We start from the raw sequence: 12,938 nt of genomic DNA on the forward strand, positions 1-12,938 counted from the left end.
AATGCATTTTAACATTTCGCACCGTTTTTTGTATCTGGCGCCATACGATTTGAGGTGCATGCAAAAGTTCAAATTGTGGATACTATAATGCACTATGGCCTGTCTTGAGTAATCAAAAAGAAAAGGAGGTATGCATCTTGAGTCCAGATATTAGTAGGATGGCATCTGCTCTCGCCTTTATTGCACTATTAGAGATATGCATCATTGGGGCAATGGCATTGGCTCAAACAGATCAGGATCAATTTGTTCTGGAGGAAGTATCTGAACAGACTGGAAAGATCGGGGCGATATACAACCTGGTGGGATCGCAATCGCCCTTGGATCTGCCGTCTGCCAGTGGAGCTAGGCTTGCAGTTCATGAGATCAACAGGCTTGGTGGAATCGATGGCAAAGAGATCGAACTGATCATATGTGATGGCAAGAGCGATACTGCAGGTGTGGGCGAATGCGCAAAAGCCCTTATCGCAGAAAACGTCTCGGCAATAATAGGCCTGAGTGACACAGATATGGTCTTAGCAGCAGGACCGATTATAGCTGCAGCGGGGATACCTTTTGTCACATCAGGCGCAACTTCTCCCAGACTGGCAGAGGAGAATGAAGGCCTGTTCTTGGCATGCTTTGGCGACAATGTCCAAGCCCAAGCGGGGGCTGAGTATGCCTTTAATGAGATGGGAATCAAAACATGCTCACTTCTAGTGGATGGGGATATGGAATTCGCTCGCCTCCTGGCCTACTATTTCAAGGAACGATATGCAGATCTGGGAGGAGAAATCATCATGGAAGCCTTCATCAATGATTCAGATCAGGCGATTCTGAGCCAGGAAGTCTCTGATGCGCATTCTGAGATGATTTACCTTGCAGCAGGACCGGAAGAGGCCAAGGCTGTGATCGAAGCTCTGCGGAAGGCCGACATTGATAGTCCTATATTTGGCGGCGATAGCCTCGATTCGCTTGACTTGAGGCGAGATGGGATGGGAAGGATCATCTTTTCGACACATGCCCTTCTGGATGAAAACTCCTCCCGCACAGGTGAATTCGTTCGGGCCTACAAATCCGAGTACGGATATCCTCCTGAGAACGCCTTCTCTGCTCTGGGATATGATGCAGTCAAACTTCTGGCCGAGGCCATTGACAGGGCTGGATCGAGCGATCCGGAGGCGATTTTTCAGGCCCTTGGAAATACTTCAGGGTTTAGTGGAGTGACAGGGGATATAAGCTACCAGGATGACTGTCGCATACCTAACAAGGACGTAACCATAGTATCGCTGATAGATGGGGAAATTGCTGATTTGGAAGTGATGCAATCCACGAATATGCCGCTTATATCTGGATAGGAGTCCTTCTCCCCGTGGTCATGCGCTTCTGTCGGGCGATGAAGGAGAAATCCGTGATCCAGCTCAAACATAAACCTCTCCAGCACCTGAGAATACCCGCCCCCAGGTCCCGCTCGCTGTTGGCGTCCTCCAGCCCCAGGAAGCCCATGAGGTATGGGATCCCATAGGCTCCTCGCTATGTTGTATGGTTGAACTTGAATCCACCACAAAATTCAGCGAAGAGCCATCCCATAAGACCAGATCCAAGGTTATGCGAACCTCCTCGTGAAGGGCTTTATGCCCCTGCCTGGCCAGCTCCTCCGGCTTCCGGTAGATGGCACTTCAGAGGATCCTTGATGTAGATGATTTATATGAAATGTGATCAGGAGAGCTGTGCTGACAGTGTCTGCACTGTCTTCTCCTCTTCAAAAGGTATTCCCCATCCGGATCAATTGAAGATATTATCATTTTTACGAGAAAAGAAAGAATTAGCTCGAAATATTTGACGGATTTTAGAATCGGCAAGAGGATATTTTATCATGAGATTTTTGATAAAATCACCCCTATATACTCTCAATAATGTGTTTTTGTCAGGATCACCGGACGGATAATTATCTATACCATGATGCATTCCTTGGATTAAGGAGGAATACTAATTCCAAATCAAGCCACAGTGACAATGGCTTTTTTGATTTTTTTATTCGCAATAGCAGCATCCGATAGTTTTTCTGCAGATAGCAGCAATTCTGCTGAAGCATCAGATGCTTTAGCGATTTCAGAAAGCCAATTGATCACCCAGACGATAGCAGCCGACGCCAAGGGTCGCTCCAGCAACGGATCGCTGGAAGACTCTGGCCTGGAAATGGTTACGAATAGAAGAAAGGTCTTATCCGAGAGTTCGACCCTGGCAGATGTGTCCAATGAGGACGTAATCTCGCCCGAGCAGGAGACCGTGCTAGTCATCAAGTCTGAAAAGAGCGAATCTACGTCCGCTTCTTCTCAGGGCACAACCGAGGCAGGTGAGAAATGCGTACCTCAGATTGGCCTGACTTATGCAGACTCAACACCATGTCCCATTGAGACCGTAAAGGCTCCAAAGGGGTCGCCCAACGTCGTGTTCTTGGTTTTAGATGACATTGGATACGGTGGCCTTGGATGCTTTGGCGGACCTGTCGAGACTCCAAATATAGATCGATTGGCTCAAGGAGGACTCAGGTACACCAACTTCCATACCACTGGCATCTGCTCTCCAACCCGTGCCTGCATGCTCACGGGCAGAAATCTTCATTCTGTAGGGGTCGGTTCTTTAATGGAGTTTGCATCGGGCTACCCCGGATATACGACTTATCTATCTAAAGAAGCAGCGACCATGCCTGAGATGCTGGTTGGGCAAGGGTACGATACGTATTGCGTGGGCAAGTGGCACCTTGCGCCTTCCGATTCTATCAACGCAGCAGGACCTTACGACCAGTGGCCAATGAACAGGGGATTTGAGAGGTTCTACGGATTCCTTGAGTCCCACACCAGCCAGTGGTATCCTGACTTGGTTTCCGGCAGTACCCGCATAAAGCCGCCCGCCACCCCAGAGGAGGGTTACCATCTCTCCAAGGACCTGGTGAACCAGTCCATACAGTACATAAGCGACGGAAAATCCCTCCAGCCGGACAAGCCTTTCTTCCTTTACCTGGCCTTCGGTGCTGGCCATTGGCCGCATCACGTTCCCAAGGCCTACATCGATAAGTATAAGGGCAGATTCGATATGGGCTGGGATGCCATGAGAAACCAGACTCTGGCTAAAGAGAAGGAATTGGGAGTCGTACCTGAGAACACCGATCTGGCGCCACGTGACCAGTGGGTAAAAGCGTGGGACAACCTAACAGAAGACGAGAAGAAGGTTTATGCAAGGTTTGCTGAGGTTCACGCCGCATACATCGATTACACTGATGAGCAGATTGGAAGGTTCTTGGATTACCTGGAGGACAGCGGCCAGCTCAATAACACCATGATAGTGGTGATATCTGATAACGGCGCATCTCCAGAGGGTGACGCCAATGGTTTTACTAACACGGTCATGTGGGCAAACTCGGTTTCCGAAGGAGGAGACTCGACCGGGTTCCAAAACGACTTCCTGCCCATTCGCAATATAACCAATATCAGCACTATGCTTTCCAAGATCGATGAGATTGGCGGACCTCTGTCGTACCCGACCTATCCTCTGGGATGGGCTATGGCCGACAACACCCCCCACAAGCTCTACAAGTGGACCAGCCATGAAGGCGGAACTCACGATCCAATGATAATATACTGGCCTGATGGCATCAAGGAAGAGGGCGGTATCCGGTCGCAGTTCTGTCACGCTATCGATGTTGTGCCAACTGTTCTTGATGTCCTGGAATTCGATGCTCCTGAGGTTTACAATGGCGTCACCCAGAAGCCTATCGAAGGAATTAGCCTGGCCTATACCTTCGCTAACTCCACCGAGCCTACTCATAAGAAGGTCCAGTACTTCGAGATGATGGGAACCCGCGCCATATGGTACGATGGCTGGAAGGCGGTTGCGTTCCACCACCTAAACTATGGCCCTGACTTCCAAAACGATACCTGGGAGCTGTACAACCTCACCGACGATGTCTCTGAGGTACACAACCTGGCAGACCAGTATCCTGCCAAGCTTGAAGAGATGAAGGATCGCTGGTGGGCCGAGGCCAGTAAGTATAACGTGCTGCCCCTGGATGACCGCGCAGGCGCAAGGTACTCCGCTCTCCAGGCAAGAGGAATATCGACCTTCACCTACCTGCCCGGAGTAGAAAAGATCATGGAGCCAGCTATCCCCGACACGCGCAACAGCTCCTACACTTTGACTGCATATGTGAACACCTCCGGAAACGATAGCGAAGGCGTTCTCTTCTCCATAGGTGGCAGGTTCGCAGGATTGTCGCTCTATGTCAAGGATAAGCACCTCATCTTCGACTACAATCTCTTCAACATGAAGCATTACAGAGTCTCCTCGATAAATGAGGTACCTGAAGGAGAGGCCACCCTGGGCTTTGAGTTCGAGAAGACCGGAAGGTGGAAGGGCGAAGGCAGGCTCTTCATCAATGGCAATGAGGAAGGAAGCGTGGATATGTCTTTCACAGTGCCCGCACGCTATTCCTTCGAAGAGGGTTTGGAGGTTGGACAAGATCCGCAGACGCCTGTGACAGACGACTACCAGAGCCCGTTCAAGTATACTGGAGATCTGGAGAAAGTGGAAATGACTGTCGCTAACGACTGAACCTTAGGTACGGGCAGTCTTCAGACTGTCCATACCTTTATTTTTATTTTATGACTTGGTCAACGATGACTGGAACAGGAATTCATTCATCCCGCCCTTCCATGGCATTTCTTGTATTTCAGCCCACTGCCACAGGGGCAGGCATCGTTCCTTCCTGGCTTGAAGATGACCTGGGGAATCTTGCCGTCCTTGGTGTATTTCATAATGCTAGCTGGAGCCCGGCCCAGGCGGAGTTCATGAGCCATGAACCGCATCGGCCCGTCAATGTGCCTGAAGAACTCCTTGTAGCCGGCGCACAGATAGTTTAGACCAGATTTTCCGTCAGGCGTTTTTATAAAGCGGTTCTTAGGGCATTCGCCATTGCAGACGAATCTCACCTCGCAGCGGCGGCAATATTCCGGCAGCGCGTCGAGCTTATCCCGACCGAACTTCTGCTGCTTTGTCGATCTGGCCAATCCGGCCATGTCCCTCTTCCAGATATTGCCCAGAAGGTATTTCGGTTCAACAAAGTGATCACAAGAGTACATGTCTCCGTTATGCTCCAAGGCCATGGCCGTGCCGCAAGTCTCTGAAAATGCGCACATTCCGGAAGGCATTCCAGACCAGGCGGCTAAAGCCACATCGAATATCTGAACAAAAATCCTCCCTGCATCTCTGCACACCCATTCATTGAAGACAGAGATCAAGAAACGGCCATACTGTTCCGCTTTCACTGAACGATCGGTGACGACATCTCCCTCCTGAAAGCCGGTGTCGTTTTCTCTCTCCACTATGGGTATAAACTGGATGAAATTAGCTTTCACTTCATCTCTGAGAAAACGGTAAACCTCCAGTGGATGATCGCCGTTGGCGGCATGAACTGTGGTAAGGATGTTGTAGTCCACCTTATGATGCCGCAGGAGTCGGGCCGCCTTCATCACCCTGTCAAAGGTAGGCTTTCCTGTCTTGTCCACTCGATAAGCGTCGTGAAACTCTCTGGGCCCGTCCAGGGATAGACCTATGAGAAAGTTGTTTTCGCGGAAGAATTCGCACCATTCGTCGTCAAGCAGAGTGCCATTGGTCTGCATGGTGTTCTGGATGATCATATCCGGACGGCTGTACTTATGCTCGATCTGGACCGAACGCCGGAAGAAATCCAAGCCCATCAGCGTGGGCTCGCCGCCCTGCCAGGCGATGGTAGCCTGTGGAATTCTCTGCGCTTCCAAGTACTGGCGGATATATGTCTCCAGCAGTTCATCGGACATCCTGAAGCTGCTGCCAGGATAAAGGCTCTTCTTTGAGAGAAAGAAGCAGTACTTGCAGCCTAAATTGCATGCTGCTCCCGTGGGCTTGGCCAGCAGATGAAAGCCGGGCAATGAGTCTGTCTTTCCCATTGATGGTGGAAATTTCCTCAAAGCAAATCAATCTTCCCCCAATTAGGTTTTCAGCTCCACTAGATGCTCTGCCGTTCTGGTCATCTGGGAGTAGGACTGGCGCTGCAATACGCTCTCTAATCGGGCAAAACCAAGCAACCCTGCTCAAGTTCGAAATGAGGATTCCAGGCAATCTCCCAGGGATGCCCATCTGGATCGGCAAAATATCCTGAATAGCCACCCCATTCGGGTGCCTGGGCTGGCTTAAGGATGCTACCTCCGGATTGAATAGCTTGAGATAAAACCAAATCCACCTCTTCACGGGTTGCTACATTATGGGCAAGGGTGATTCCGCCAAATCCTCCAGGATCCCTAACATTGGCATCTAAGGCCAGCAATTCTCTGGGAAATAAAGCCAATGCAGTGCCTGTGCTCAATTTGAATATCGCAAAATCTCCTGCGCTAACGCTGGACATTGGCCATCCAAGACCATCTCGATAGAATCGAATGGCTTTATCCAGATCTCGAACCCCTAGCGTGACGATGTTCAATCGTGCTTCCATATTTAACTCCTCTGAATTAGAGGGTTTAATGCTGCCAGAGGCATTAAAGGCTCCTCTCCGAACCTAACCTTGATCAGAATCATCAAACACGATCTTCTTCTGGGTCTGGAATGATCCCGAATAGGACTGTTTGCTTCTATTCATATAGATCGACCACCCACGTCTGTTCTCAAGGTCCCACTTTCCGTCAAAGGCGAGCGCTGTGTCGTAGATCATAGAATTATTGAAGCGGTCAAAAGACCTGATCGCATTGGTCTCACTCCGGTCCACATGGCTCAGATTGAACCTCTCCCGGACAGTTGCGCCGGTGCCGTTCTCGAATAAGGGCAGGCTCATGCTTTTCCTATTCTTGAGCTGTCCGCCAGCGAAGACCAGATCGTCCTTCTGGGTGAATTCCACCTCCTGGCGAATCTTGCTCATGTTGCGCAGAGATTCGAGGCTGATCGATCCAGAGCCTTTCATCCAGCCGCTGGAATCCACTCCAGTATCGTGAAATGATCCCTTGATGGAAACCTCGCCCGAACCCCTCACCGTTGATGATTCTTCAAAACGAAACTCCATATCCGCAACAGTGCTCTTACATATGGGATTATTATGGCCAAGGTCGGGAGTTGAATTGTGAAGATTGGCGCCAAGATCTTCTATTTCGGTTGCTGCTGCTTCTCCAGTATCGCAGAAAAAGCCTGCCGCAAGAGCCGTTGCCGCCACACTCACGATGAGCATTAGACAGAATGAATTCCCGATCACTGGAATCATAATTGAAAGATTAGATAATTAATCTTTTGATACCTTCAGATCTGTTCGTGACCTGGGTTCCGACCCTGTATGCTGTAACCTTATTCGGTCAGCTCGAAGTATACTCGTCGGTTGGCCTTTCCCTTGTTCTCTGCCTTTACCAGCTTAATTCCCTTTATCTCACCAGTTCTGCCGACATGAGTCCCTCCGCATGCCTGCCGGTCCACGCCCTCGATCTCAACCACCCTTATCTCCTCTCTATCCGGGACATCCATGGCAAGACGCACCAGATCCGGTATAGCCATGGCCTCAGCTCTTGGCAGCAGGCTTATCCTTACAGCATGATCCTCGGAGATCAACTGGTTGGCCTGGTCAACATATTCGGCTATCTTCGATTTGTCAAAGGCTTCCAGGCTGAAGTCCACCCTCGACCGGGCAATATCTATCTGGTTTCCAGTTATCCTGGCGCCAGTTTTATCGAATATTACCGAGCTGAGAATATGGCAGGCGGTATGGCTGCGCATAAATCTGTAACGTCGATCCCAATCTATTCTTCCCGATACCCTATCTCCCGGAGCAAGGCCGGTCCTGTCCATGATGTGGATTGGTCCTGACGGCTCAACTCTCAAGACGCAAAACTCATCCTCATCTCGAAATAATGACCCCAAATCCGATGGCTGTCCACCTGATTGAGGATAGAATGCAGTCTCTTCAAGGATGACGCCATCCCCCTTTACATCAGCAACAGTCGTATCAAAAGATCGTATGTAACTATCTTCGATATAGATTGACTTCATCGCCACAATGTTAACCCATTATTTTATCAGCTTATCGGCGGGGTGATTCACCCGATCCACCTCCAGGTCAAAATAGTCGTTGGTGATCATGGCGGTGCCGGAGATGAAAAAGCCGGCAAGAAAGCCAAGAATTCCAATAGAGGCTTCTGGCACTGATCCGGATGCTATCACCTCGCCAGCCACAACGCATACCCCAGCAGCACTTGGCAGCTCGGGCTTCACCAGATCGTGCACTGCTTTTGCCTTTGCTGCAATTCCAGTGCCAGGAGAATTATCACTCATGGAAAAGGGGTTTAGTGCTCAGCTCTCGCTCCACTTCCCATTCTTCCTCAGCCAATGGTCTATATCCGTGGCAGCGATCTTGCCCGCTCCCATGGCACTGATCACCGTCGCTCCACCGGTGGTGATGTCTCCTCCTGCCCAGACCCCTTCCATGGTGGTCCTTCCACGTTCGTCCACCACTAAAGTTCCCCACTTTGTCGTCTTGAGCTCAGGCGTGCTGGAGGTGATGAGGGGATTGGGCACCGTTCCCACGGCGATGACCACTGTATCCACGTTCACTATATGCTCTGAGCCCTTCTTCACCCTGGGGCTTCTCCTGCCGGAGGCATCTGGTTCGCCCAGCTCCATTTCCACCACCTCCATGGCGTTGACCATGCCCCGGTGGTCGCCCAAAAACCGGGTGGGGTTGGTGAGGAAGTCGAAGATCACTCCCTCTTCCATGGCGTTTTCCACCTCCTCCAGGCGAGCAGGCATCTCCTCCCGAGAGCGGCGGTAGATTATGTGCACCTCATCTGCTCCCAGACGCAATGCCGACCGGGCGGCGTCCATCGCCACATTTCCTCCACCCACCACGGCCACCTTCTTGCCCTTTTTAATGGGAGTGTCATAATCGGGGAACTTGTAGGCCTTCATCAGGTTGACCCGGGTGAGGTACTCGTTGGCAGAGTAGATGCCGCTCAGGTTCTCGCCAGGGACATTGAGAAATCGTGGTGCTCCGGCGCCGATTCCCAGGAATAAGGCATCGTAGCCACCCTTGAGAAGCTCATCTATCTGGACCTGTTTACCCACCACAGAGTCCAGCTCCAGCTCAGCGCCGAGGGACTTGACATACTCGATCTCCGAGCGGACGATCCCCTTGGGCAGGCGGAACTCGGGAATTCCGTAGACCAAGACCCCTCCGCCCTCGTGCAGGGCCTCGAAGATGGTGACCTTGTGGCCCATTCTGGCCAGGTCTGCAGCGCAGGTGAGCCCTGCGGGACCGGAGCCCACAACAGCAGCGCTCTTGCCTGAGGGAGGCAGCAGCTCGCAGGGCGGGCACTTTTTCGTCACCCGCTCCCAGTCGGCCACAAAGCGCTCCAGGCGACCTATGGCTATGGGCGCGCCCTTCTTTCCAAGAACGCAACGGCTCTCGCACTGCACCTCCTGGGGACAGACCCGGCCGCAGATCCCGGGTAGGCTGTTTTTTCCTTTTAGCGATAATGCCGCTCCGGGCATATCACCATCCCGCAGGGCGAGGATGAATTCGGGGATGTTCACTCCCACGGGGCAGCCTTCAACGCATTTGGGCTTCTTGCACTGGATGCACCTGTTGGCCTCTAGAGCCGCTTGCTCTGGAGTGTAGCCCAGGGCAACCTCCTCGAAATTGCTCCTCCTCTTCTCTGGAGATTGCTTGGGCATCTCCACCCGGTTTAACTTCAACTTTTCTGCCATTTCTTCCACACCGCGCCTCAGAGGCTATGATCTCTTAGCGCTGAGCATCGCCCTGCTATATAAAAAAGATTTTCCTTTCAGAGCAACCTACTAATACGATCAATCCGCATCATCTTCTGGTGCGGTCGGGAACATGTCGGAGTTCAAGCTTGCCAACGATGGGCGAGAGGTTGTGGTCTTGAAGGGATCGACAATTCCAGAAGCGGCCCAAAAAGCTGGCTTTTATGCGCTAGCGCTCTATGCCGCTGCGCCAAAAAGTCCCCGGCGGGAGTGGTCTATTCGCTGAATAAAGTTCGAGGAGGCTAGATGTACGAGATAGTAACCAAGGAGACAGTGGCTCCCAATATCATTCATATGAAGTTCAAGGCGCCCAAGATCGCCAGCAGCGCAAAGCCCGGTCAGTTTGTGATCATCAGGGTGGACGAGAAAGGGGAGAGGATTCCCATGGGCCTTGCCGGCTGGGACGAAAAAGAGGGAACAGTAGATATCGTCTTCTATGTCCTGGGAACCAGCACTGCAAAGCTATCCACCATGTGTGAAGGCGATTCTCTGGCCAACATCGCCGGCCCCCTGGGCAAGCCCTCGGAGATCGAGAACTTCGGCCGGGTGATATGCGCCTGCGGCTGCTTCGGCGTGGGGCCCTCGCTACCACTGGTCAAGGCCCTCAAGGAGAAAGGCAACTATGTCATCACCGTGGTGGAGGGCCGGGGCCCGGATTTCGTCTTCTGGACGGACAGGCTGGGAGAATTCAGCGACGAGGTTCATGTGGTGACAGGCTGCGGCAAGACCGCCTGGGCCAATGACTTCATCGAGCAGGAGCTGCAATCCGGAAAAAAGATCAACAGGATCTTCGCCCACGGCTGTCCCTTTATGATGAAGGTCTCCTCGGATGCCTCTCGGGCTGCGGGAGTGGATACGACTGTGAGCCTGACTCCGATCATGGTGGACGGAACGGGGATGTGCGGAGCCTGCCGGGTGGAGGTGGGAGGAGAAACCAAGTTCGCCTGCGTGGATGGGCCGGAATTCGAGGGGCACGATATTAACTGGGATGGGCTGGTACTGAGGCTGCGCCAGTTGATACCGGAGGAGGATAAGTCCTTCAACATTTGGGAGAGGGACAACTGGCATAAATTGATGGACTGCCGGCATAAGAAGAGCTTCAACCCTGCAAAGAGAATGAGCGTCGAGGAGATAGAGCATACCGAGGCCAACTGCAAGCTAGCGGGGGTTTAATGCAACGGGAGTGCGGAGGGTCACGAATTCCCCATCCTTTAGGTTGGGGATGAAGTGAACCCTCGCCCGGATTTCATGTTTTCCTGAGACTGATTAGCTGGCGATAATGCAACCGAACGCTGATACGAGATTATTCTGAATGCGGCAATCAATATACTCAGATTGGGACTACAATCTGTCGGAATCAAAACCGTTGAAGCCTGCCCCTTTTAAGGGGTGGGAGTAGTCACCCACTGCAAACCGCAAGCCTTTTACGTCATATCCCGGCAAGGAGTTTCCACAATTGCGAGCGATTCACTGAGCAGTTCGTCCGGGAGCAGCATAGATCAAGGAATGAAGTATCTGCAGCTCCTGGCCGGGACTGCACTCGCCCGTCTGGGAGGGAGAGACAATAGCATTCAAAGTTCCCGCTGATATCGCTAAGGCAGCAATAGCTGCCGGATGCACGAAATGCAATATGACCTGGCAGAAGCTGCTGGTTTTAGGCTTTTTGGCCGGGGCCTATATCGCCTTTGGAGCCCTTTTGAGCGAGATTGTGGCCGGAGGCCTCTCCAACGGCACCATAACCGGCCCAGACGGCGAGATCTGGAAGATCGCTATGCCAGGGGGCCTGGTCAAGTTCGCCGCCGGAGCGGTCTTCCCCGTGGGCCTGATGCTGGTCGTCATCGCCGGATCGGAGCTCTTTACCGGCAACTGCATGTTCGCCCCCATCAGCGTCCTGAACGGAGAGGCAAGCCTGGGAGGCCTGGTCAAGAACTGGTCGCTCGTCTACGTAGGCAACCTGGTGGGATCGGTCTTCGTCGCCTACTTCCTTGCTTACCAGTGCGGACTGTTCGATAACCTCCCCTGGGCGGGCTGGGCGGCAACCGTGGCCAACACCAAGTGCGGCCTGGACTTCAGCACCGCCTTCCTGCGAGGGATAGGCTGCAACTGGCTGGTTTGCCTCGCCGTCTGGCTGGCCATCAGCTCAGAGGACGTGATAAGCAAGATCTTCTCCTGCTGGTTCCCCATCATGGCCTTCGTTACCATTGGCTTTGAGCATAGCGTGGCCAATATGTTCTTCATTCCTCTTGGCATCTTCGCCGCCAACGATCCGGCCATCGCCGCTAATTTGGCGACCGCTGGAGTGGCTACGACCAACCTCGCCGGTGGAATGGGATGGTACAACTTCTTTATCACCAATCTTATTCCAGTAACGCTGGGCAATATCGTGGGAGCAGCCTTCTTCGTGGCGGCGCTCTACTGGTATGTCTATCTCAAGGGGCCAGTCTGCAAGGCAATCCCTGAGAAGGGAGCAAAGAAGTAACAATGCCCGGCAGTTCTATTGGCTGCAAATAGAGCATGAATCAAAATAACGGAGAGAGGAATGGAGCCCTGGCTATAATCGGCTGCTGCATCGCTATTTTCTGGCCGGGCGCCCTCACCTTCGGCTTTCCCGGAGTGATGGCCTCCCTATGGCAGGAGATGTTTCATGTTGGCAGCGGGGCCACTGGGGCTACCATCTTCTTCATGCTCTCTGCCGTGGGCATCTTCATGTTTCTGGCGGGCCGCTGGCAGGAGAGATATGGCATCAGGAGGATGATAATTCTGGGAATCCTCCTCACCACCATCGGCTGCATCCTCGCCGCTTTTGCAAATTCGATTGCCATGGTCTATGCCTGGGCTTTTATCAACGGTGCAGCCTCATGCTTTGTCTACATCCCCGCCCTCACTCTGGTGCAGCAGTGGTACCCTCAGAGGAAGGGGCTGGTCTCGGGAACGGTGAGCATGGTATTTGGTCTGGCCGCTGCCATCATGTCACCAGTATTCGGCCTGATGCTGAATGCATTCGGCTACAGGAACATGAGCCTGGTCCTGGCAGTCCTTGCTCTGACTGCAGGCCTGCTGGGCGCATATTTCGCCCTTGAGCGGGATGATGAGACAATAAAAAGGAAAAACGAAATTAGGGACGCCTTGAA

General features: G+C 52.5%; 14 protein-coding genes. 6 read left to right on the plus strand and 8 right to left on the minus strand.

Annotated features, from left to right (window positions below):
• The first annotated feature begins 158 nt into the window (after nucleotides 1–158).
• Nucleotides 159–1,334, plus strand: a complete 1,176-nt coding sequence (locus BP727_RS08565) for an ABC transporter substrate-binding protein (protein WP_273278445.1) — start codon at nucleotides 159–161, stop codon at nucleotides 1,332–1,334.
• Nucleotides 1,335–1,976: 642 nt separating this feature from the next.
• Here the strand turns inward: BP727_RS08565 and BP727_RS08570 are convergent.
• The gene (locus BP727_RS08570) at nucleotides 1,977–2,132 is read right to left on the minus strand and encodes a hypothetical protein (protein ID WP_286858326.1); all 156 of its coding nucleotides are present in this window, start codon (nucleotides 2,130–2,132) and stop codon (nucleotides 1,977–1,979) included.
• A 43-nt stretch (nucleotides 2,133–2,175) separates the two neighbouring features.
• Here BP727_RS08570 and BP727_RS08575 point away from each other — a divergent pair, with 43 nt between their 5' ends.
• Nucleotides 2,176–4,587: an arylsulfatase gene (locus BP727_RS08575; RefSeq protein ID WP_286858328.1), complete on the plus strand. Its 2,412-nt coding sequence runs from the start codon at nucleotides 2,176–2,178 to the stop codon at nucleotides 4,585–4,587.
• Nucleotides 4,588–4,673: 86 nt separating this feature from the next.
• On the opposite strand, the gene BP727_RS08580 is transcribed toward BP727_RS08575, so the two are convergent.
• From BP727_RS08580 to gltA, 6 genes are all read right to left on the minus strand, one after another.
• Nucleotides 4,674–5,960, minus strand: coding sequence for an anaerobic sulfatase maturase (locus BP727_RS08580; RefSeq protein WP_286858330.1), 1,287 nt, complete (start codon nucleotides 5,958–5,960; stop codon nucleotides 4,674–4,676).
• A 116-nt stretch (nucleotides 5,961–6,076) separates the two neighbouring features.
• Nucleotides 6,077–6,502, minus strand: coding sequence for a VOC family protein (locus BP727_RS08585; RefSeq protein ID WP_013720155.1), 426 nt, complete (start codon nucleotides 6,500–6,502; stop codon nucleotides 6,077–6,079).
• Nucleotides 6,503–6,565: 63 nt separating this feature from the next.
• Entirely contained in the window at nucleotides 6,566–7,258 is a 693-nt protein-coding gene (locus BP727_RS08590) for a hypothetical protein (RefSeq protein ID WP_286858332.1), read from the minus strand.
• 80 nt (nucleotides 7,259–7,338) lie between these two features.
• Entirely contained in the window at nucleotides 7,339–8,034 is a 696-nt protein-coding gene (alaXM, locus tag BP727_RS08595; RefSeq protein WP_048132412.1) for an alanyl-tRNA editing protein AlaXM, read from the minus strand.
• 18 nt (nucleotides 8,035–8,052) lie between these two features.
• Nucleotides 8,053–8,316, minus strand: coding sequence for a hypothetical protein (locus tag BP727_RS08600; RefSeq protein ID WP_013720158.1), 264 nt, complete (start codon nucleotides 8,314–8,316; stop codon nucleotides 8,053–8,055).
• Between the two features lie 18 nt (nucleotides 8,317–8,334).
• Nucleotides 8,335–9,747 carry an NADPH-dependent glutamate synthase gene (gene gltA / locus BP727_RS08605; protein ID WP_286858335.1) on the minus strand — a complete coding sequence of 471 codons (1,413 nt, stop codon included), beginning with the start codon at nucleotides 9,745–9,747 and terminating at the stop codon, nucleotides 8,335–8,337.
• 133 nt (nucleotides 9,748–9,880) lie between these two features.
• Here gltA and BP727_RS08610 point away from each other — a divergent pair, with 133 nt between their 5' ends.
• Nucleotides 9,881–10,033 (plus strand): hypothetical protein, encoded by a 153-nt coding sequence (locus BP727_RS08610; RefSeq protein WP_157863800.1) that lies wholly within the window; start codon nucleotides 9,881–9,883, stop codon nucleotides 10,031–10,033.
• A 20-nt stretch (nucleotides 10,034–10,053) separates the two neighbouring features.
• Nucleotides 10,054–10,980: a sulfide/dihydroorotate dehydrogenase-like FAD/NAD-binding protein gene (locus tag BP727_RS08615; protein ID WP_013720160.1), complete on the plus strand. Its 927-nt coding sequence runs from the start codon at nucleotides 10,054–10,056 to the stop codon at nucleotides 10,978–10,980.
• A gap of 294 nt (nucleotides 10,981–11,274) precedes the next feature.
• Here BP727_RS08615 and BP727_RS08620 read toward each other — a convergent pair whose 3' ends face one another.
• Nucleotides 11,275–11,436 (minus strand): hypothetical protein, encoded by a 162-nt coding sequence (locus tag BP727_RS08620; RefSeq protein ID WP_286858337.1) that lies wholly within the window; start codon nucleotides 11,434–11,436, stop codon nucleotides 11,275–11,277.
• On the opposite strand from BP727_RS08620, the gene BP727_RS08625 reads away from it, so the two are divergent.
• Nucleotides 11,372–12,286 carry a formate/nitrite transporter family protein gene (locus BP727_RS08625; RefSeq protein WP_394339410.1) on the plus strand — a complete coding sequence of 305 codons (915 nt, stop codon included), beginning with the start codon at nucleotides 11,372–11,374 and terminating at the stop codon, nucleotides 12,284–12,286. The two genes, BP727_RS08620 and BP727_RS08625, sit on opposite strands and share 65 nt — an antisense overlap.
• Before the next feature lie 35 nt (nucleotides 12,287–12,321).
• On the plus strand, nucleotides 12,322–12,938 hold a 617-nt coding region (locus BP727_RS08630; RefSeq protein ID WP_286858340.1), incomplete at its 3' end, for an MFS transporter.

The sequence above is a fragment of the Methanosaeta sp. UBA356 genome, assembly GCF_002496465.1.
GTDB lineage: Archaea > Halobacteriota > Methanosarcinia > Methanotrichales > Methanotrichaceae > Methanothrix > Methanothrix soehngenii.

Coding starts and splice junctions, on each gene's coding strand:
- BP727_RS08610 (WP_157863800.1), top strand. CDS start 9,881: ATGTCGGAGTTCAAGCTTGCCAACGATGGGCGAGAGGTTGTGGTCTTG.
- BP727_RS08585 (WP_013720155.1), bottom strand. CDS start 6,502: ATGGAAGCACGATTGAACATCGTCACGCTAGGGGTTCGAGATCTGGAT.
- BP727_RS08590 (WP_286858332.1), bottom strand. CDS start 7,258: ATGATTCCAGTGATCGGGAATTCATTCTGTCTAATGCTCATCGTGAGT.
- BP727_RS08565 (WP_273278445.1), top strand. CDS start 159: ATGGCATCTGCTCTCGCCTTTATTGCACTATTAGAGATATGCATCATT.
- BP727_RS08615 (WP_013720160.1), top strand. CDS start 10,054: ATGTACGAGATAGTAACCAAGGAGACAGTGGCTCCCAATATCATTCAT.
- BP727_RS08575 (WP_286858328.1), top strand. CDS start 2,176: ATGGTTACGAATAGAAGAAAGGTCTTATCCGAGAGTTCGACCCTGGCA.
- BP727_RS08580 (WP_286858330.1), bottom strand. CDS start 5,960: ATGGGAAAGACAGACTCATTGCCCGGCTTTCATCTGCTGGCCAAGCCC.
- alaXM (WP_048132412.1), bottom strand. CDS start 8,034: ATGAAGTCAATCTATATCGAAGATAGTTACATACGATCTTTTGATACG.
- BP727_RS08600 (WP_013720158.1), bottom strand. CDS start 8,316: ATGAGTGATAATTCTCCTGGCACTGGAATTGCAGCAAAGGCAAAAGCA.
- gltA (WP_286858335.1), bottom strand. CDS start 9,747: ATGGCAGAAAAGTTGAAGTTAAACCGGGTGGAGATGCCCAAGCAATCT.